Origin of the sequence: Shigella sp. FC1544 (assembly GCF_001722145.1) — a bacterium.
Classification (GTDB): Bacteria; Pseudomonadota; Gammaproteobacteria; order Enterobacterales; family Enterobacteriaceae; genus Escherichia; species Escherichia coli.
On sequence record NZ_MECT01000222.1, the window covers coordinates 41,867 to 61,153 of the forward strand.

The following is a 19,287-nucleotide window of genomic DNA, read 5'->3' on the forward strand; positions in this document are numbered from 1 at the left end:
TGAGGTGCAAAGTGTTAAAAAAATGTCTTCCCCTGCTGTTGCTGTGCACAGCGCCCGTTTTCGCTAAACCCGTTCTGACTGTTTATACCTACGATTCCTTCGCCGCCGACTGGGGGCCTGGTCCAAAGATCAAAAAAGCTTTTGAAGCCGACTGTAACTGCGAACTGAAACTGGTGGCGCTGGAAGATGGCGTTTCGCTTCTCAACCGTCTACGGATGGAAGGCAAAAATAGTAAAGCCGATGTGGTGCTGGGGCTGGATAACAATCTGTTAGACGCCGCCAGTAAAACCGGACTATTTGCCAAAAGCGGTGTGGCAGCGGATGCCGTTAACGTTCCCGGCGGCTGGAATAATGACACTTTCGTCCAGTTTGATTACGGCTATTTCGCCTTCGTCTATGACAAGAACAAACTGAAAAACCCGCCGCAAAGCCTGAAAGAATTGGTTGAGAGCGATCAAAACTGGCGGGTGATTTATCAGGATCCGCGCACCAGTACGCCGGGGCTGGGCCTGCTGTTGTGGATGCAAAAAGTCTATGGCGATGACGCCCCACAAGCCTGGCAAAAACTGGCGAAGAAAACCGTCACGGTCACCAAAGGCTGGAGCGAAGCCTACGGCCTGTTTTTAAAAGGTGAAAGCGATCTGGTACTGAGTTACACCACCTCTCCGGCTTATCACATTCTCGAAGAGAAAAAAGATAACTACGCCGCCGCGAACTTTAGCGAAGGTCACTATCTGCAGGTGGAAGTCGCCGCCCGCACCGCTGCCAGCAAGCAGCCGGAGCTGGCGCAAAAATTCCTCCAGTTTATGGTTTCTCCGGCTTTTCAGAATGCGATCCCAACCGGTAACTGGATGTATCCGGTGGCAAATGTCACGCTGCCTGCCGGGTTTGAACAATTGACCAAACCGGCCACCACGCTGGAGTTCACACCAGCTGAAGTGGCGGCACAACGTCAGGCATGGATTAGCGGATGGCAACGCGCCGTCAGCCGTTAATTCCCGGCTGGTTAATTCCAGGTGTAAGCGCCGCCACGCTGGTGGTAGCGGTTGCGCTCGCGGCGTTTCTCGCCCTGTGGTGGAACGCGCCGCAGGGTAACTGGGTGGCAGTCTGGCAGGACAGCTACCTGTGGCATGTGGTGCGCTTCTCCTTCTGGCAGGCGTTTCTCTCGGCGCTACTCTCTGTCGTACCCGCGATATTCCTCGCCCGCGCCCTCTATCGCAGGCGCTTTCCGGGTCGGCTGGCGCTGTTGCGTCTGTGCGCAATGACCTTGATCCTCCCGGTGCTGGTTGCTGTTTTCGGCATTCTTAGCGTCTATGGTCGCCAGGGCTGGCTGGCATCGCTCTGCCAATCGCTCGGTCTGGAGTGGACCTTTTCGCCCTACGGCCTGCAAGGTATTTTGCTGGCGCACGTATTTTTTAATCTGCCGATGGCGAGCCGCTTATTACTCCAGGCACTGGAAAACATTCCCGACGAACAACGTCAGCTTGCCGCCCAGCTTGGGATGCGCGGCTGGCATTTTTTCCGCTTCGTCGAATGGCCGTGGTTACGGCGACAAATCCCGCCGATTGCTGCACTTATCTTTATGCTCTGTTTCGCCAGCTTCGCCACCGTGCTATCACTGGGCGGCGGTCCGCAGGCGACCACTATCGAGCTGGCTATTTATCAGGCGCTGAGTTACGACTACGATCCTGCCCGCGCGGCGATGCTGGCGCTGATCCAGATGGTGTGTTGCCTTGGGCTGGTACTGTTGAGTCAGCGATTGAGTAAGGCCATTGCGCCAGGCACCACGCTGCTGCAAGGCTGGCGCGACCCGGACGATCGTCTGCATAGCCGCATTTGCGACACGGTGTTAATAGTGCTGGCGCTGCTGCTGTTGTTGCCACCGTTGCTGGCGGTGATCGTCGATGGGGTAAATCGCCAGTTGCCGGAAGTGCTGGCACAACCGGTGCTGTGGCAGGCGCTGTGGACCTCGTTGCGTATTGCGCTGGCGGCAGGTGTATTGTGCGTAGTGCTGACCATGATGCTGCTATGGAGCAGTCGCGAACTTCGGGCGCGGCAGAAAATGCTGGCGGGTCAGGCGCTGGAGATGAGCGGCATGTTGATTCTCGCCATGCCGGGGATTGTGCTGGCTACCGGCTTCTTTTTACTGCTCAACAACACTATCGGCCTGCAACAATCTGCTGACGGCATTGTGATTTTCACCAATGCGTTAATGGCGATCCCTTATGCGCTGAAAGTACTGGAAAACCCGATGCGCGATATCACCGCCCGCTACAGTATGTTGTGTCAGTCGCTGGGCATTGAAGGCTGGTCGCGCTTAAAAGTGGTGGAGCTGCGCGCCCTGAAACGTCCACTGGCGCAGGCGCTGGCCTTTGCCTGCGTGCTGTCGATTGGTGATTTTGGCGTGGTGGCGTTGTTCGGTAACGATGATTTCCGTACCCTGCCGTTTTATCTCTACCAGCAAATTGGCTCCTATCGCAGCCAGGACGGCGCGGTCACCGCGTTAATTCTGCTGCTACTCTGTTTTCTGCTGTTTACCGTGATTGAAAAACTACCGGGGCGAAATGTTAAAACTGACTGATATCACCTGGCTTTACCAACATTTGCCGATGCGTTTTAGCTTAACGGTGGAACGCGGCGAGCAGGTGGCGATCCTCGGGCCAAGCGGCGCAGGTAAAAGTACCCTGCTGAATTTGATTGCCGGTTTTCTGACGCCAGCCAGCGGTTCGCTGACTATCGATGGCGTTGATCACACCACGACGCCGCCGTCACGCCGTCCGGTGTCGATGCTGTTTCAGGAGAACAACCTGTTCAGCCACCTGACGGTCGCGCAGAACATCGGGCTGGGGCTTAATCCAGGATTGAAGCTGAACGCGGCACAGCAGGAGAAAATGCACGCTATCGCCCGTCAGATGGGGATTGATAATTTAATGGCGCGGTTACCGGGCGAGCTTTCCGGCGGCCAGCGACAGCGCGTGGCGTTAGCGCGTTGTCTGGTGCGCGAACAGCCGATTTTATTGCTCGATGAACCGTTCTCTGCGCTCGATCCGGCGTTACGTCAGGAGATGCTGACGCTGGTGAGCACGAGCTGCCAGCAGCAAAAAATGACGCTATTGATGGTGTCGCACAGTGTGGAAGATGCGGCGCGGATCGCCACACGCTCGGTGGTGGTCGCCGACGGGCGCATCGCCTGGCAGGGTAAGACTGAAGAATTGTTGAGCGGTAAGGCGAGTGCTTCGGCAATATTGGGGATTACGGGTTAGTATGCACTGTCAGATGCGGCGTGAACACCTTATCCGACCTACGGACAGTGCGTTTTGTAGGCCTGATAAGACGCGGTCAGCGTCGCATCAGCAACCCGCACAAGACAATCCCCTAAACCCCAACCACTTTACGCAAAATATCGATATACACCGGCATCAACGGGTGGCGAATTAACACCACCAGCGCCACCACGCCGATGGCAGAAATCAACGGCGTCAGCCACAACAAACGGCCGCGCGACAAATAATGACTTAAACGATCGGTTGCTTTACCGCTGCGCCATAACCGCCAGCACAGCCAGCCACCAACCCACAAAAATACCGCCGTCGCCAGCAGCAACCATTTAAACTCGCCGCTCTGCATTCCGGCTGGAATATCGATCGCCGCGCCCGCCAGAATCCCAGGCAGGAAGTAAAACGGTGGCCACAGCAGGCAGCCGATAATATTCGGCGTAATGAATTTTGCCACCGGCAGATCCAGCATTCCCGCCACCATTGGCACCAGCGGACGCGTCGGGCCAACAAAGCGACCGACCAGAATGGTGAACATGCTGTGTTGATGCAACGCATGTTCAGTTTTATCGAGTAATGCTTTGTTTTTCTTCAGAAATGACCAGCGATGCAACGGCTTTTTAAAACGCCAGCCCAGCCAGAAGGAGATCCAGTCGCCCAGCAGACAACCGACAATCCCTGCCAGCCAGGCGTGCCAGAAACTTAACTCGCCGCTGCCAATCAGCGCTCCCAGCCCCGCCATCAGCACCGTACCGGGTAGAATCAAACCGACCAGCGCCAGCGACTCCAGAAAGGCCACCAACACCACCGCCATCAATGAATACACGGTAGATTGGGTAATAAAGTGTTCCAGCAATGCTTGCATAATGTGCCTGTCAAATGGACGAAGCAGGGATTCTGCAAACCCTATGCTACTCCGTCAAGCCGTCAATTGTCTGATTCGTTACCAATTATGACAACTTGACGGCTACATCATTCACTTTTTCTTCACAACCGGCACGGAACTCGCTCGGGCTGGCCCCGGTGCATTTTTTAAATACCCGCGAGAAATAGAGTTGATCGTCAAAACCAACATTGCGACCGACGGTGGCGATAGGCATCCGGGTGGTGCTCAAAAGCAGCTTCGCCTGGCTGATACGTTGGTCCTCGCGCCAGCTTAAGACGCTAATCCCTAACTGCTGGCGGAAAAGATGTGACAGACGCGACGGCGACAAGCAAACATGCTGTGCGACGCTGGCGATATCAAAATTGCTGTCTGCCAGGTGATCGCTGATGTACTGACAAGCCTCGCGTACCCGATTATCCATCGGTGGATGGAGCGACTCGTTAATCGCTTCCATGCGCCGCAGTAACAATTGCTCAAGCAGATTTATCGCCAGCAGCTCCGAATAGCGCCCTTCCCCTTGCCCGGCGTTAATGATTTGCCCAAACAGGTCGCTGAAATGCGGCTGGTGCGCTTCATCCGGGCGAAAGAAACCCGTATTGACAAATATTGACGGCCAGTTAAGCCATTCATGCCAGTAGGCGCGCGGACGAAAGTAAACCCACTGGTGATACCATTCGCGAGCCTCCGGATGACGACCGTAGTGATGAATCTCTCCTGGCGGGAACAGCAAAATATCACCCGGTCGGCAAACAAATTCTCGTCCCTGATTTTTCACCACCCCCTGACCGCGAATGGTGAGATTGAGAATATAACCTTTCATTCCCAGCGGTCGGTCGATAAAAAAATCGAGATAACCGTTGGCCTCAATCGGCGTTAAACCCGCCACCAGATGGGCATTAAACGAGTATCCCGGCAGCAGGGGATCATTTTGCGCTTCAGCCATACTTTTCATACTCCCGCCATTCAGAGAAGAAACCAATTGTCCATATTGCATCAGACATTGCCGTCACTGCGTCTTTTACTGGCTCTTCTCGCTAACCCAACCGGTAACCCCGCTTATTAAAAGCATTCTGTAACAAAGCGGGACCAAAGCCATGACAAAAACGCGTAACAAAAGTGTCTATAATCACGGCAGAAAAGTCCACATTGATTATTTGCACGGCGTCACACTTTGCTATGCCATAGCATTTTTATCCATAAGATTAGCGGATCCTACCTGACGCTTTTTATCGCAACTCTCTACTGTTTCTCCATACCCGTTTTTTGGATGGAGTGAAACGATGGCGATTGCAATTGGCCTCGATTTTGGCAGTGATTCTGTGCGAGCTTTGGCGGTGGACTGCGCCAGCGGTGAAGAGATCGCCACCAGCGTAGAGTGGTATCCCCGTTGGCAAAAAGGGCAATTTTGTGATGCCCCGAATAACCAGTTCCGTCATCATCCGCGTGACTACATTGAGTCAATGGAAGCGGCACTGAAAACCGTGCTTGCAGAGCTTAGCCTCGAACAGCGCGCAGCTGTGGTCGGGATTGGCGTTGACAGTACCGGCTCGACGCCCGCACCGATTGATGCCGACGGTAACGTGCTGGCGCTGCGCCCGGAGTTTGCCGAAAACCCAAACGCGATGTTCGTATTGTGGAAAGACCACACTGCGGTTGAAGAAGCGGAAGAGATTACCCGTTTGTGCCACGCGCCGGGCAACGTTGACTACTCCCGCTACATTGGTGGTATTTATTCCAGCGAATGGTTCTGGGCAAAAATCCTGCATGTGACTCGCCAGGACAGCGCCGTGGCGCAATCTGCCGCATCGTGGATTGAGCTGTGCGACTGGGTGCCAGCTCTGCTTTCCGGTACCACCCGCCCGCAGGATATTCGTCGCGGACGTTGCAGCGCCGGGCATAAATCTCTGTGGCACGAAAGCTGGGGCGGCTTGCCGCCAGCCAGTTTCTTTGATGAGCTGGACCCGATCCTCAATCGCCATTTGCCTTCCCCGCTGTTCACTGACACCTGGACTGCCGATATTCCGGTGGGCACCTTATGCCCGGAATGGGCGCAGCGTCTCGGCCTGCCTGAAAGCGTGGTGATTTCCGGCGGCGCGTTTGACTGCCATATGGGCGCAGTTGGCGCAGGCGCACAGCCTAACGCACTGGTAAAAGTTATCGGTACTTCCACCTGCGACATTCTGATTGCCGACAAACAGAGCGTTGGCGAGCGGGCAGTTAAAGGTATTTGCGGTCAGGTTGATGGCAGCGTGGTACCTGGATTTATCGGTCTGGAAGCAGGCCAATCGGCGTTTGGTGATATCTACGCCTGGTTTGGTCGCGTACTCGGCTGGCCGCTGGAACAGCTTGCCGCCCAGCATCCGGAACTGAAAGCGCAAATCAACGCCAGCCAGAAACAACTGCTTCCGGCGCTGACCGAAGCATGGGCCAAAAATCCGTCTCTGGATCACCTGCCGGTGGTGCTCGACTGGTTTAACGGCCGCCGCACACCGAACGCTAACCAACGCCTGAAAGGGGTGATTACCGATCTTAACCTCGCTACCGACGCTCCGCTGCTGTTTGGCGGTTTGATTGCTGCCACCGCCTTTGGCGCACGCGCAATCATGGAGTGCTTTACCGATCAGGGGATCGCCGTCAATAACGTGATGGCGCTGGGCGGCATCGCGCGGAAAAACCAGGTCATTATGCAGGCCTGCTGCGACGTGCTGAATCGCCCGCTGCAAATTGTTGCCTCTGACCAGTGCTGTGCGCTCGGTGCGGCGATTTTTGCTGCCGTCGCCGCGAAAGTGCACGCAGACATCCCATCAGCCCAGCAAAAAATGGCCAGTGCGGTAGAGAAAACCCTGCAACCGCGCAGCGAACAGGCACAACGCTTTGAACAGCTTTATCGCCGCTATCAGCAATGGGCGATGAGCGCCGAACAACACTATCTTCCAACTTCCGCCCCGGCACAGGCTGCCCAGGCCGTTCCGACTCTATAAGGACACGATAATGACGATTTTTGATAATTATGACGTGTGGTTTGTCATTGGCAGCCAGCATCTGTATGGCCCGGAAACCCTGCGTCAGGTCACCCAACATGCCGAGCACGTTGTTAATGCGCTGAATACGGAAGCGAAACTGCCCTGCAAACTGGTGTTGAAACCGCTGGGCACCACGCCGGATGAAATCACCGCTATTTGCCGCGACGCGAATTACGACGATCGTTGCGCTGGTCTGGTGGTGTGGCTGCACACCTTCTCCCCGGCCAAAATGTGGATCAACGGCCTGACCATGCTCAACAAACCGTTGCTGCAATTCCACACCCAGTTTAACGCGGCGCTGCCGTGGGACAGTATCGATATGGACTTTATGAACCTGAACCAGACTGCACATGGCGGTCGCGAGTTCGGCTTCATTGGCGCGCGTATGCGTCAGCAACATGCCGTGGTTACCGGTCACTGGCAGGATAAACAAGCCCATGAGCGTATCGGCTCCTGGATGCGTCAGGCGGTCTCTAAACAGGATACCCGTCATCTGAAAGTCTGCCGTTTTGGCGATAACATGCGTGAAGTAGCGGTCACCGATGGTGATAAAGTTGCCGCACAGATCAAGTTCGGTTTCTCCGTCAATACCTGGGCGGTTGGCGATCTGGTGCAGGTGGTGAACTCCATCAGCGACGGCGATGTTAACGCGCTGGTCGATGAGTACGAAAGCTGCTACACCATGACGCCTGCCACACAAATCCACGGCGAAAAACGACAGAACGTGCTGGAAGCGGCGCGTATTGAGCTGGGGATGAAGCGTTTCCTGGAACAAGGTGGCTTCCACGCGTTCACCACCACCTTTGAAGATTTGCACGGTCTGAAACAGCTTCCAGGTCTGGCCGTACAGCGTCTGATGCAGCAGGGTTACGGCTTTGCGGGCGAAGGCGACTGGAAAACCGCCGCCCTGCTTCGCATCATGAAGGTGATGTCAACCGGTCTGCAGGGCGGCACCTCCTTTATGGAGGACTACACCTATCACTTCGAGAAAGGTAATGACCTGGTGCTCGGCTCCCATATGCTGGAAGTCTGCCCGTCGATTGCCGTAGAAGAGAAACCGATCCTCGACGTTCAGCATCTCGGTATTGGTGGTAAGGACGATCCTGCCCGACTGATCTTCAATACCCAAACCGGTCCAGCGATTGTCGCCAGCCTGATTGATCTCGGCGATCGTTACCGTCTGCTGGTTAACTGTATAGACACGGTGAAAACACCGCACTCCCTGCCGAAACTGCCGGTGGCGAATGCGCTGTGGAAAGCGCAACCGGATCTGCCAACTGCTTCCGAAGCGTGGATCCTCGCTGGTGGCGCGCACCATACCGTCTTCAGCCATGCGCTGAACCTCAACGATATGCGTCAGTTCGCCGAGATGCACGACATTGAAATCACGGTGATTGATAACGACACCCGCCTGCCAGCGTTTAAAGACGCACTGCGCTGGAACGAAGTGTATTACGGATTTCGTCGCTAAGTAGCCACATCAGGTATGTAACGCCTGATGCGACGCTGACGCGTCTTATCTGGCCTACACGCTGCGATTTTGTAGGCCGGATAAGCAAAGCGCATCCGGCATTCAACGCCTGATGCGACGCTGGCGCGTCTTATCAGGCCTACGCGCTGCGATTTTGTAGACCGGATAAGCGAAGCGCATCCGGCACGAAGGAGTCAACATGTTAGAAGATCTCAAACGCCAGGTATTAGAAGCCAACCTGGCGCTGCCAAAACACAACCTGGTCACGCTCACATGGGGCAACGTCAGCGCCGTTGATCGCGAGCGCGGCGTCTTTGTGATCAAACCTTCCGGCGTCGATTACAGCGTCATGACCGCTGACGATATGGTCGTGGTTAGCATCGAAACCGGTGAAGTGGTTGAAGGTACGAAAAAGCCCTCCTCCGACACGCCAACTCACCGGCTGCTCTATCAGGCATTCCCCTCCATTGGCGGCATTGTGCATACGCACTCGCGCCACGCCACCATCTGGGCGCAGTCGGGTCAGTCGATTCCAGCAACCGGCACCACCCACGCCGACTATTTCTACGGCACCATTCCCTGCACCCGCAAAATGACCGACGCAGAAATCAACGGCGAATATGAGTGGGAAACCGGTAACGTCATCGTAGAAACCTTTGAAAAACAGGGTATCGATGCAGCGCAAATGCCCGGCGTTCTGGTCCATTCCCACGGCCCGTTTGCATGGGGCAAAAATGCCGAAGATGCGGTGCATAACGCCATCGTGCTGGAAGAGGTCGCTTATATGGAGATATTCTGCCGTCAGTTAGCGCCGCAGTTACCGGATATGCAGCAAACGCTGCTGGATAAACACTATCTGCGTAAGCATGGCGCGAAGGCATATTACGGGCAGTAATGACTGTATAAAACCACAGCCAATCAAACGAAACCAGGCTATACTCAAGCCTGGTTTTTTGATGGATTTTCAGCGTGGCGCAGGCAGGTTTTATCTTAACCCGACACTGGCGGGACACCCCGCAAGGGACAGAAGTCTCCTTCTGGCTGGCGACGGACAACGGGCCGTTGCAGGTTACGCTTGCACCGCAAGAGTCCGTGGCGTTTATTCCCGCCGATCAGGTTCCCCGCGCTCAGCATATTTTGCAGGGTGAACAAGGCTTTCGCCTGACACCGCTGGCGTTAAAGGATTTTCACCGCCAGCCGGTGTATGGCCTTTACTGTCGCGCCCATCGCCAATTGATGAATTACGAAAAGCGCCTGCGTGAAGGTGGCGTTACCGTCTACGAGGCCGATGTGCGCCCGCCAGAACGCTATCTGATGGAGCGGTTTATCACCTCACCGGTGTGGGTCGAGGGTGATATGCACAATGGCACTATCGTTAATGCCCGTCTGAAACCGCATCCCGACTATCGTCCGCCGCTCAAGTGGGTTTCTATAGATATTGAAACCACCCGCCACGGTGAGCTGTACTGCATCGGCCTGGAAGGCTGCGGGCAGCGCATCGTTTATATGCTGGGGCCGGAGAATGGCGACGCCTCCTCGCTTGATTTCGAACTGGAATACGTCGCCAGCCGCCCGCAGTTGTTGGAAAAACTCAACGCCTGGTTTGCCAACTACGATCCTGATGTGATCATCGGTTGGAACGTGGTGCAGTTCGATCTGCGAATGCTGCAAAAACATGCCGAGCGTTACCGTCTTCCGCTGCGTCTTGGGCGCGATAATAGCGAGCTGGAGTGGCGCGAGCACGGCTTTAAAAACGGCGTCTTTTTTGCCCAGGCTAAAGGTCGGCTAATTATCGACGGTATCGAGGCGCTGAAATCCGCGTTCTGGAATTTCTCTTCATTCTCGCTGGAAACTGTCGCTCAGGAGCTATTAGGCGAAGGAAAATCTATCGATAACCCGTGGGATCGAATGGACGAAATTGACCGCCGTTTCGCCGAAGATAAACCTGCGCTGGCAACTTATAACCTGAAAAATTGCGAGCTGGTGACGCAGATCTTCCACAAAACTGAAATCATGCCATTTTTACTCGAACGGGCAACGGTGAACGGCCTGCCGGTGGACCGACACGGCGGTTCGGTGGCGGCATTTGGTCATCTCTATTTTCCGCGAATGCATCGCGCTGGTTATGTCGCGCCTAATCTCGGCGAAGTGCCGCCGCACGCCAGCCCTGGCGGCTACGTGATGGATTCACGGCCAGGGCTTTATGATTCAGTGCTGGTGCTGGACTATAAAAGCCTGTACCCGTCGATCATCCGCACCTTTCTGATTGATCCCGTCGGGCTGGTGGAAGGCATGGCGCAGCCTGATCCAGAGCACAGTACCGAAGGTTTTCTCGATGCCTGGTTCTCGCGAGAAAAACATTGCCTGCCGGAGATTGTGACTAACATCTGGCACGGGCGCGATGAAGCCAAACGCCAAGGTAACAAACCGCTGTCGCAGGCGCTGAAAATCATCATGAATGCCTTTTATGGCGTGCTCGGCACCACCGCCTGCCGCTTCTTCGATCCGCGGCTGGCATCGTCGATCACCATGCGTGGTCATCAGATCATGCGGCAAACCAAAGCGTTGATTGAAGCACAGGGCTACGACGTTATCTACGGCGATACCGACTCAACGTTTGTCTGGCTGAAAGGCGCACATTCGGAAGAAGAAGCGGCGAAAATCGGTCGTGCACTGGTGCAGCACGTTAACGCCTGGTGGGCGGAAACGCTGCAAAAACAACGGCTGACCAGCGCATTAGAACTGGAGTATGAAACCCATTTCTGCCGTTTTCTGATGCCAACCATTCGCGGAGCCGATACCGGCAGTAAAAAGCGCTACGCCGGGCTGATTCAGGAGGGCGATAAACAGCGGATGGTGTTTAAAGGGCTGGAAACCGTGCGCACCGACTGGACGCCGCTGGCCCAGCAGTTTCAGCAGGAGCTATACCTGCGCATCTTCCGCAACGAGCCATATCAGGAATATGTACGCGAAACCATCGACAAACTGATGGCGGGTGAACTGGATGCGCGACTGGTTTACCGTAAACGCCTTCGCCGTCCGCTGAGCGAGTATCAGCGTAATGTGCCGCCTCATGTACGCGCCGCTCGCCTTGCCGATGAAGAAAACCAAAAGCGTGGTCGCCCCTTGCAATATCAGAATCGCGGCACCATTAAGTACGTATGGACCACCAACGGCCCGGAGCCGCTGGACTACCAACGTTCACCACTGGATTACGAACACTATCTGACCCGCCAGCTACAACCCGTGGCGGAGGGAATACTCCCTTTTATTGAGGATAATTTTGCTACACTTATGACCGGGCAACTTGGGCTATTTTGAGCAAAAAAAGAGTTCGCCAGATACCATTTTGATGCGTGACGAATGCTTTGCCATCCAGTACCATAGCGCCCTTTCCATTCCTGGACCTGAATAACACCACTACCTCATAAGCACGGTAGCAGGTGGTTATTGCCTGCAATTAAAGATATAGAGCCGAACACATATGCCTTTTACACTTGGTCAACGCTGGATCAGCGATACAGAAAGCGAATTGGGACTTGGAACCGTTGTCGCGGTGGATGCGCGAACTGTCACTTTACTTTTCCCATCTACTGGTGAAAACCGTCTGTACGCACGCAGTGATTCCCCCGTGACCCGCGTGATGTTCAACCCTGGTGATACCATTACCAGCCATGACGGCTGGCAGATGCAAGTCGAAGAAGTAAAAGAAGAAAATGGCTTGCTGACCTATATCGGTACTCGCCTGGATACTGAAGAGTCCGGCGTAGCCCTGCGTGAAGTTTTCCTTGATAGCAAAATGGTGTTCAGCAAACCGCAGGACCGCCTGTTTGCCGGGCAGATTGACCGTATGGACCGCTTTGCGCTGCGTTATCGCGCGCGTAAGTATTCCAGCGAACAGTTCCGTATGCCGTACAGCGGCCTGCGCGGTCAGCGTACCAGCCTGATCCCGCACCAGCTCAACATCGCTCATGATGTTGGCCGCCGCCACGCGCCGCGCGTCCTGCTGGCTGACGAAGTGGGTTTAGGGAAAACCATTGAAGCCGGGATGATCCTGCATCAGCAACTGCTCTCTGGCGCTGCTGAACGTGTGCTGATTATCGTCCCGGAAACCTTACAGCATCAGTGGCTGGTAGAAATGCTGCGCCGTTTCAACCTGCGCTTTGCTCTGTTTGATGATGAGCGTTATGCCGAAGCTCAGCACGATGCTTACAACCCGTTCGACACCGAACAGCTGGTGATTTGCTCGCTGGATTTTGCCCGTCGTAGCAAACAGCGCCTGGAACATCTCTGTGAAGCCGAATGGGACCTGCTGGTGGTCGATGAAGCGCATCACCTGGTGTGGAGCGAAGATGCGCCAAGCCGTGAATATCAGGCCATTGAACAACTGGCAGAGCACGTGCCGGGCGTTCTGCTGCTGACCGCGACCCCGGAACAGCTGGGGATGGAAAGCCACTTCGCCCGTCTGCGTCTGCTGGACCCGAACCGTTTCCACGATTTTGCGCAGTTCGTTGAAGAGCAGAAAAATTATCGTCCGGTTGCGGACGCCGTTGCCATGCTGCTGGCAGGTAACAAACTGAGCAATGACGAACTGAACATGCTCGGCGAGATGATCGGCGAGCAGGATATCGAGCCGCTGTTGCAGGCAGCAAACAGCGACAGCGAAGATGCCCAGAGCGCCCGTCAGGAGCTGGTTTCGATGCTGATGGATCGCCACGGCACCAGCCGCGTGCTGTTCCGTAACACGCGTAACGGTGTGAAAGGATTCCCGAAACGCGAGCTGCACACCATTAAGCTGCCGCTACCGACGCAGTATCAGACGGCTATTAAAGTCTCCGGCATTATGGGCGCACGTAAAAGTGCGGAAGATCGTGCTCGCGATATGCTCTACCCGGAGCGTATTTATCAGGAATTTGAAGGTGATAACGCCACCTGGTGGAACTTCGATCCGCGCGTTGAGTGGCTGATGGGCTACCTGACCAGCCATCGCTCTCAGAAAGTGCTGGTGATCTGCGCCAAAGCTGCCACTGCGCTGCAACTGGAGCAGGTACTGCGCGAACGTGAAGGTATTCGCGCTGCGGTGTTCCACGAAGGTATGTCGATTATCGAACGTGACCGCGCTGCCGCCTGGTTTGCCGAAGAAGACACCGGCGCACAGGTACTGCTGTGCTCAGAAATCGGTTCTGAAGGACGTAACTTCCAGTTCGCCAGCCACATGGTGATGTTTGACCTGCCATTCAACCCGGATCTACTGGAGCAGCGTATTGGTCGTCTGGATCGTATCGGCCAGGCGCACGATATTCAGATCCATGTGCCTTATCTGGAGAAAACCGCTCAGTCGGTGCTGGTGCGCTGGTATCACGAAGGTCTGGATGCATTTGAGCACACCTGCCCGACCGGACGCACTATTTACGATAGCGTATACAACGATCTGATTAACTATCTGGCTTCACCGGATCAAACCGAAGGCTTTGACGATCTGATCAAAAACTGCCGCGAGCAACATGAAGCGCTGAAAGCACAGCTGGAACAGGGTCGTGACCGGCTGCTGGAAATCCACTCCAACGGTGGCGAAAAAGCCCAGGCACTGGCAGAAAGCATTGAAGAGCAGGATGACGATACCAACCTGATCGCCTTCGCCATGAACCTGCTCGATATTATCGGTATCAATCAGGACGATCGCGGCGACAACATGATCGTGCTGACGCCGTCCGATCATATGCTGGTGCCGGACTTCCCTGGCCTGTCGGAAGATGGCATCACCATCACCTTTGATCGTGAAGTGGCGCTGGCGCGTGAAGATGCACAGTTTATTACCTGGGAGCATCCGCTGATCCGCAACGGTCTGGATCTGATCCTTTCTGGCGATACCGGTAGCAGCACGATTTCACTGTTAAAAAACAAAGCGTTGCCGGTAGGTACGCTGTTGGTGGAACTGATTTATGTGGTTGAAGCCCAGGCTCCGAAGCAGTTGCAGCTCAACCGCTTCCTGCCACCGACGCCGGTACGTATGCTGCTGGATAAAAACGGCAACAACCTGGCGGCGCAGGTAGAGTTTGAAACCTTTAACCGCCAGCTTAACGCGGTTAACCGTCACACCGGCAGCAAACTGGTTAACGCCGTGCAGCAGGATGTTCACGCTATCCTTCAACTGGGTGAAGCGCAGATCGAGAAATCTGCCCGTGCATTGATTGATGCAGCGCGTAACGAAGCCGACGAAAAACTGTCTGCCGAGCTGTCTCGTCTGGAAGCTCTGCGTGCAGTGAACCCGAACATTCGTGACGACGAACTGACCGCCATTGAGAGCAACCGTCAGCAGGTAATGGAAAGCCTGGATCAGGCAGGTTGGCGTCTGGATGCCCTGCGTTTGATCGTTGTAACGCATCAGTAACGGAGCCGAAAATGGGGATGGAAAACTACAATCCACCGCAGGAACCCTGGTTGGTTATCCTGTATCAGGATGACCACATTATGGTGGTTAACAAGCCGAGCGGTTTGTTGTCTGTGCCGGGGCGTCTGGAAGAGCACAAAGACAGCGTGATGACGCGCATTCAGCGTGATTATCCGCAGGCAGAATCGGTGCATCGTCTGGATATGGCTACCAGCGGCGTGATTGTAGTGGCGCTGACCAAAGCCGCGGAGCGGGAGTTAAAACGCCAGTTCCGCGAGCGCGAGCCGAAAAAGCAGTATGTGGCCCGCGTCTGGGGGCATCCATCCCCTGCGGAAGGTCTGGTGGATCTGCCGCTGATTTGCGACTGGCCAAACCGCCCGAAACAGAAAGTCTGTTACGAAACGGGTAAACCTGCGCAGACGGAATATGAAGTGGTGGAGTATGCGCCGGATAACACGGCAAGAGTGGTGTTAAAACCGATTACTGGGCGTTCGCATCAATTGCGTGTGCATATGCTGGCGCAGGGGCATCCGATTCTCGGCGATCGTTTTTATGCATCACCAGAAGCGAGAGCGATGGCACCGCGTTTGTTGCTACATGCAGAGATGTTGACGATTACCCATCCGGCGTATGGCAATAGTATGACGTTTAAAGCGCCAGCGGATTTTTAATAGTCACGCTGGCGCAGTTCGGTAGGCGGATAAGGCATTCACGCCGAATCCGGCAATTGTGCGCCGATTGCCTGATGCGATGCGGGCCGCGTCTTATCAGGCCTACAGTTTAAAACTTATTTAAACCCTTTCTGCTGCTTTATCAGCTCATATGCCTGCTGAATTTCCTGCGCTTTCTGCTTCGCCATCTCCATCATCTCAGGCGGCAAACCTTTCGCCACCAGCTTATCGGGATGGTGTTCACTCATCAGCTTACGGTAGGCTCGTTTAATGGTGGTCGCATCATCCGTCGGCTTCACACCCAGCACATTACAGGCATCTTCCAGCGTCGGGCCACGCTGCGCTTGCTGCCAGTTACCACCGCCAGATTGCTGCTGATAACCGCCGCCAAACTGTGCACCGCCCTGCATCATGCGCAAAAACTGGTCAAACTGGGCGCGGGAGATCCCTAATTCTTCTGCAATGACATACAGCACCGCCCGTTCATTCGGGTGCAGTGAACCATCAGCAAACGCCGCCTGAATCTGGATCTCCAGAAACATACGAATTAAGTCAAAACGACCAAAGCAGACACTGCGAAACTGGCGCATCTTTTCGCGCAGCGGGTAATTGTCTGATTTTCCCACCCGGAACGCGTTTTGCGCCGCAGTACGGGAAGCGCCATGAAGGTTCATTCGGTCCATCAGCTGGCTGGCGATATGAATATCAGCCTCCGTGACGCGACCTTTGGATTTGGTTAAATGCCCCATCACTTCAAAAGTGGTGGCAAAAAACAGCGCCTGACGCTCACGCTGGTTGGCGAACCACGCCATTTTACGGCTACGGGCTTTATCAAACATATGGCCAATTAACAGGCCTAACACTACGCCCCAAAAGCCGCCGCCCATCAGTAAGGCCACGGCCACGCCAATGATTTTTCCCCAATACTGCATATATTCCCCAAATCGACACACGGATATCAGGGCTATCTCCCACAATATAAAGGTGCTTTTACCGTTTTCCGGCTGCAGTCAATTGTGGGACATCGCCTATAATTTGCATTATCATACCTGTCATTCAATGCCGTGCCTAACACCACTGACGCTATTCGGACAGGATTAACACTAGCGTAGAGATGACGAGTACGTTAGTCTCTGACCGTTTGTCACGCGCAACGTTACCGATGATGGAACAATAAAATCAACGTATGAAAAAACGTATCCCCACTCTCCTGGCCACCATGATTGCCACCGCCCTTTATAGTCAACAGGGACTGGCAGCCGACCTCGCCTCACAGTGCATGTTGGGCGTGCCAAGCTATGACCGTCCTCTGGTACAGGGCGATACCAATGACTTACCCGTGACTATCAATGCTGACCACGCGAAAGGGGACTACCCGGATGACGCCGTGTTTACTGGCAGCGTGGATATCATGCAGGGTAACAGCCGTCTGCAGGCCGACGAAGTGCAGCTCCATCAAAAAGAGGCACCAGGACAACCGGAGCCGGTACGAACCGTTGATGCGCTCGGTAATGTCCATTACGACGATAACCAGGTGATCCTCAAAGGGCCGAAAGGCTGGGCGAATCTGAACACCAAAGATACCAACGTCTGGGAAGGTGATTACCAGATGGTGGGTCGCCAGGGCCGCGGTAAAGCGGACCTGATGAAACAACGTGGTGAAAACCGCTATACCATTCTGGATAACGGTAGCTTTACCTCCTGTCTGCCGGGTTCTGACACCTGGAGCGTGGTAGGTAGCGAAATTATTCATGACCGCGAAGAACAAGTTGCGGAGATCTGGAACGCCCGCTTTAAGGTGGGTCCAGTACCGATCTTTTATAGCCCCTATTTGCAGTTGCCGGTGGGTGACAAACGTCGCTCTGGTTTCTTGATCCCGAACGCCAAGTACACCACCACCAACTACTTTGAGTTCTACCTGCCATATTACTGGAACATCGCGCCAAATATGGATGCCACCATCACGCCGCATTATATGCATCGTCGTGGCAACATCATGTGGGAGAACGAATTCCGCTACCTCTCCCAGGCGGGCGCTGGCTTGATGGAACTGGACTATCTGCCTTCAGATAAAGTCTATGAAGATGAACACCCGAACGATGACAGTTCACGTCGTTGGTTGTTCTACTGGCAACACTCCGGGGTCATGGATCAAGTGTGGCGTTTCAACGTCGACTACACCAAGGTCAGCGATCCTAGCTACTTCAATGATTTCGATAACAAGTACGGTTCCAGTACTGACGGCTACGCAACGCAAAAATTCAGCGTTGGCTATGCGGTGCAAAACTTCAATGCCACCGTTTCAACCAAGCAGTTCCAGGTCTTTAGCGAGCAGAACACCAGTAGCTACTCGGCAGAGCCGCAGTTAGACGTTAACTACTACCAGAATGATGTTGGTCCGTTTGATACGCGTATTTACGGCCAGGCAGTGCACTTTGTTAACACCAGAGACGACATGCCTGAAGCAACCCGTGTTCACCTGGAACCGACCATCAATTTGCCGCTCTCTAATAACTGGGGCAGCATCAATACCGAAGCGAAGTTGCTGGCAACCCATTATCAGCAAACCAATCTTGACTGGTATAACTCCAGAAACACGACCAAGCTGGACGAATCCGTTAACCGCGTTATGCCGCAATTCAAAGTTGACGGCAAAATGGTCTTTGAACGCGATATGGAAATGCTGGCTCCGGGTTATACCCAAACGCTGGAACCGCGCGCGCAGTATTTGTACGTGCCGTATCGCGATCAGAGCGACATCTATAACTACGACTCGTCTCTACTGCAATCTGACTACTCTGGCCTGTTCCGGGACCGGACTTACGGCGGTCTTGACCGTATTGCCTCCGCTAACCAGGTGACGACCGGTGTCACATCTCGCATATATGATGATGCTGCCGTTGAACATTTTAATATTTCCGTTGGTCAAATCTACTATTTCACGGAGTCTCGCACTGGCGATGACAACATAACATGGGAGAATGACGACAAAACGGGCTCACTGGTGTGGGCAGGCGATACTTACTGGCGTATCTCCGAGCGTTGGGGATTGCGTGGCGGGATTCAGTACGATACACGTCTGGATAACGTAGCGACCAGTAACTCCAGCATTGAATACCGTCGGGATGAAGACCGTCTGGTACAGCTGAATTACCGTTACGCCAGCCCGGAATATATTCAGGCTACGCTGCCTAAGTACTATTCCACTGCTGAGCAATATAAGAATGGTATTTCGCAGGTAGGTGCTGTCGCCAGCTGGCCAATTGCCGATCGTTGGTCCATTGTTGGGGCCTACTACTACGACACCAATGCGAACAAGCAAGCCGACTCTATGTTAGGTGTGCAATACAGCTCCTGCTGCTATGCAATTCGCGTCGGTTACGAGCGGAAGCTGAACGGTTGGGATAACGATAAACAACATGCGGTATATGACAACGCAATCGGCTTTAACATCGAACTTCGCGGCCTGAGCTCCAACTACGGTCTGGGTACGCAAGAGATGCTGCGTTCGAACATTCTGCCGTATCAAAACACTTTGTGATTTGTTGATTTACCACGTAATCCGCAGTG

General features: G+C 54.4%; 13 protein-coding genes. 10 read left to right on the forward strand and 3 right to left on the reverse strand.

Annotated elements, in window-relative coordinates:
* Window positions 1-11: 11 nt before the first annotated feature.
* The 3 genes from thiB to thiQ are packed head-to-tail and all read left to right on the forward strand — an operon-like array spanning window position 12 to window position 3,263.
* Complete coding sequence (gene thiB / locus BGK49_RS12530) at window positions 12-995, forward strand: thiamine ABC transporter substrate binding subunit (RefSeq protein WP_005031838.1); 984 nt, start codon at window positions 12-14, stop codon at window positions 993-995.
* Window positions 971-2,581: a thiamine/thiamine pyrophosphate ABC transporter permease ThiP gene (gene thiP / locus BGK49_RS12535; RefSeq protein ID WP_069375749.1), complete on the forward strand. Its 1,611-nt coding sequence runs from the start codon at window positions 971-973 to the stop codon at window positions 2,579-2,581. Before thiB ends, thiP begins: the two co-directional genes overlap by 25 nt.
* Window positions 2,565-3,263 (forward strand): thiamine ABC transporter ATP-binding protein ThiQ, encoded by a 699-nt coding sequence (gene thiQ / locus BGK49_RS12540; RefSeq protein ID WP_000916323.1) that lies wholly within the window; start codon window positions 2,565-2,567, stop codon window positions 3,261-3,263. The genes thiP and thiQ overlap by 17 nt, the downstream gene beginning before the upstream one ends.
* 112 nt (window positions 3,264-3,375) lie before the next feature.
* On the opposite strand, the gene BGK49_RS12545 is transcribed toward thiQ, so the two are convergent.
* Together BGK49_RS12545 and araC are read right to left on the reverse strand one after the other, a co-directional pair.
* The gene (locus BGK49_RS12545) at window positions 3,376-4,140 is read right to left on the reverse strand and encodes a DedA family protein (RefSeq protein WP_001148403.1); all 765 of its coding nucleotides are present in this window, start codon (window positions 4,138-4,140) and stop codon (window positions 3,376-3,378) included.
* A gap of 85 nt (window positions 4,141-4,225) precedes the next feature.
* The gene (gene araC, locus BGK49_RS12550) at window positions 4,226-5,104 is read right to left on the reverse strand and encodes an arabinose operon transcriptional regulator AraC (protein WP_005039286.1); all 879 of its coding nucleotides are present in this window, start codon (window positions 5,102-5,104) and stop codon (window positions 4,226-4,228) included.
* A 337-nt stretch (window positions 5,105-5,441) separates the two neighbouring features.
* Between araC and araB the strand changes: the two genes are divergently transcribed.
* From araB to rluA, 6 genes are all read left to right on the forward strand, one after another.
* Window positions 5,442-7,142, forward strand: a complete 1,701-nt coding sequence (gene araB / locus BGK49_RS12555) for a ribulokinase (protein ID WP_000951763.1) — start codon at window positions 5,442-5,444, stop codon at window positions 7,140-7,142.
* Window positions 7,143-7,152: 10 nt separating this feature from the next.
* Window positions 7,153-8,655, forward strand: a complete 1,503-nt coding sequence (araA, locus tag BGK49_RS12560; protein WP_000151685.1) for an L-arabinose isomerase — start codon at window positions 7,153-7,155, stop codon at window positions 8,653-8,655.
* A 199-nt stretch (window positions 8,656-8,854) separates the two neighbouring features.
* Complete coding sequence (gene araD / locus BGK49_RS12565) at window positions 8,855-9,550, forward strand: L-ribulose-5-phosphate 4-epimerase (protein ID WP_000888672.1); 696 nt, start codon at window positions 8,855-8,857, stop codon at window positions 9,548-9,550.
* Between the two features lie 74 nt (window positions 9,551-9,624).
* The gene (polB, locus tag BGK49_RS12570) at window positions 9,625-11,976 is read left to right on the forward strand and encodes a DNA polymerase II (protein WP_000035676.1); all 2,352 of its coding nucleotides are present in this window, start codon (window positions 9,625-9,627) and stop codon (window positions 11,974-11,976) included.
* Between the two features lie 163 nt (window positions 11,977-12,139).
* On the forward strand, window positions 12,140-15,046 hold the full coding sequence (gene rapA, locus BGK49_RS12575) for an RNA polymerase-associated protein RapA (protein WP_001117037.1): 2,907 nt from the start codon (window positions 12,140-12,142) through the stop codon (window positions 15,044-15,046).
* 11 nt (window positions 15,047-15,057) lie between these two features.
* Window positions 15,058-15,717, forward strand: a complete 660-nt coding sequence (gene rluA / locus BGK49_RS12580; RefSeq protein ID WP_000525181.1) for a bifunctional tRNA pseudouridine(32) synthase/23S rRNA pseudouridine(746) synthase RluA — start codon at window positions 15,058-15,060, stop codon at window positions 15,715-15,717.
* 116 nt (window positions 15,718-15,833) lie between these two features.
* Here rluA and djlA read toward each other — a convergent pair whose 3' ends face one another.
* Window positions 15,834-16,649, reverse strand: coding sequence for a co-chaperone DjlA (gene djlA / locus BGK49_RS12585; RefSeq protein WP_001200573.1), 816 nt, complete (start codon window positions 16,647-16,649; stop codon window positions 15,834-15,836).
* A gap of 254 nt (window positions 16,650-16,903) precedes the next feature.
* Between djlA and lptD the strand changes: the two genes are divergently transcribed.
* On the forward strand, window positions 16,904-19,258 hold the full coding sequence (gene lptD, locus BGK49_RS12590) for an LPS assembly protein LptD (protein WP_000746154.1): 2,355 nt from the start codon (window positions 16,904-16,906) through the stop codon (window positions 19,256-19,258).
* Window positions 19,259-19,287: the final 29 nt, after the last annotated feature.